The organism is Ectothiorhodospira lacustris (assembly GCF_022227785.1).
In the GTDB taxonomy this organism is placed as follows: Bacteria; Pseudomonadota; Gammaproteobacteria; order Ectothiorhodospirales; family Ectothiorhodospiraceae; genus Ectothiorhodospira; species Ectothiorhodospira lacustris.
Genome location: NZ_JAJNQM010000154.1, coordinates 1 through 1,899, shown reverse-complemented (window position 1 = coordinate 1,899; position 1,899 = coordinate 1). Strand labels below are relative to the sequence as shown.

Annotated in this window: 2 protein-coding genes; both read right to left on the bottom strand. The window is 45.1% G+C overall.

Features of this window, described 5'->3' with window-relative positions; genetic code table 11:
* Window positions 1–157 precede the first annotated feature (157 nt).
* Window positions 158–1,435, bottom strand: a complete 1,278-nt coding sequence (locus LQ952_RS15760) for a sulfotransferase family protein (protein WP_238623564.1) — start codon at window positions 1,433–1,435, stop codon at window positions 158–160.
* Window positions 1,436–1,450: 15 nt separating this feature from the next.
* Window positions 1,451–1,899: tetratricopeptide repeat protein (locus tag LQ952_RS15755; RefSeq protein ID WP_238623563.1), on the bottom strand; the 449-nt coding region annotated here is incomplete at its 5' end.

Genomic DNA, 1,899 nt, shown 5'->3' with positions numbered 1-1,899 from the left:
CGCCAATCAAACTGAATACGGACAAACTCACCACAATGAGGGTAGAAAAATCAACAAGCAGCACATAGAGTGAGCCGGCAATAATCACGGGCAAAAGCACAGCACAGATCCGGTCAAAAAAGCGCATAACCGTGTTCAGTCACCTCTATCATTGAGTTTAACGAATTACAGGAACTTTAAAGCGGCTCACATAACGCGCGAAGCGCTGATCAACCTGATCAGACGAAAGATTGAAATCCTCGGGACGATAGCGGTGACCTCTTACCTTCTTGGTGTCTATCAACAAGAAATCCGACATCCGCCGCAAAGAATCGGGCTTCAGATCAAGATCAAAATACTCATATATTGATTCAACAATTGATTTCGGATCCTTAATAAAATCATCGTAATGAACGTCATAAAAATGACTTTTCGGCCAAGCTTGGCGTTCATCCATATAGCGGTCCATGTCTGTAGCTAATCGATCAAGTACCTGACGGCCGAGTTGAGTTAAATCAATGGATTGAGAACAAATCCCCCTGAATGCTGAATTCAGGCTCGCCCAAGAGGCGACCGACTGGAGTGGATCCCGGTGAAGGTGCACAAGACAAGCATCAGGGTATACCTTCAGAATTGAATTGATAGCTGCCAAGTGATCAGGAGATTTAAGCAGCCATCGGCGCCCTGGATACCGCCACTGCAGCGTCTGCAGGATTCGTTTGTGATGAGAATAAGCTTCATCGTGAGATACTTGACTGAGCCACGATGAATATTCAGGAACATTAAATACGCCCGCTAGCGCCTGCGTGGCGAAGCTCTGCATAAGAAGTGGCGTACACTCCTCAGGCCCATCAAGGTGAAACTCATGAATTTCTTTAAGCTGCGGAGCCAGATAGTTCTGGAGCCACATCAAATACATCCCCTTTCTACGACGAGGGTCTTTCCTGAAATCACAACCCATATCAACTGGCACTTGCGATACAGTGGTCTCCCAATTCCTGAGAAACCGATGCTCTGAGTCTTGAGACATCAGGTTAAATAGATAGGATGTACCCGACCTGGGCAAGCCTAAAATAATCACTGGCCTTACTATTTTCTGCTCAGAAAGAACTTCAGGATGAGCCTGCCAAAATCGGTTCAATCTCTCCCTGTTCAACAATAACTCAGAGAGCATGCTGTTTACATAAAAACGCCCGAACGCATGCAAATTACCAGTCTTATTAATCGACGAGACAAGGCATGACAACCCCTCAACATGTGGAGCAGAAAAATCAACTTTCGAGCTCAGCTTGCCGAGTATTTTTTCAACAGAAACCTCCGAATCGCATCCAGCATTCCTGCCCAAATAAGGCGCAAATAAATTCCAGAGCTTAACAATTACTCTCTGATTATTCGACCGAACATGATCATAAGCATTCATTTGAGTGCCTTGATTTTTTATCAATGCCAAGTTCATCCAGATCAGCCGTCTTCAATTTAAAGACCACTGCTCAAACATAGATTTAGCCTGATCGCCTTCTTCAGTGCCCGGAAGACTCTCCGCCAAGTCTTTTACCAACTGAAGCGCCTCGGGTTGATTTCCCTGCCTGTACAGAATATCTGCCAAATGCAAATGAATTCTGGCATCATTTGACATATCCGCCGCATTACGAATTAACTGATAGGCTTCGTCAATATTACCCTGTTTGAGTTTCAGCATACCCAAAGTATCGAGAACATAAGGATCATTGGGAGAAAGCGCGAAGGCTCGCTCGGCATAAGTTATGGCATCTCCAATATTATGATCCCGGCTCAACCAAGCGACATTATTCAAAGCCGGAACATGATTTGGCTGAATCTTGATAACTTGGCGGTAAGCCAGCAACGCTTCATTCTCATCATTCAAAGCCAGATATGCACCAGCCAAATGCAGGAGAACAT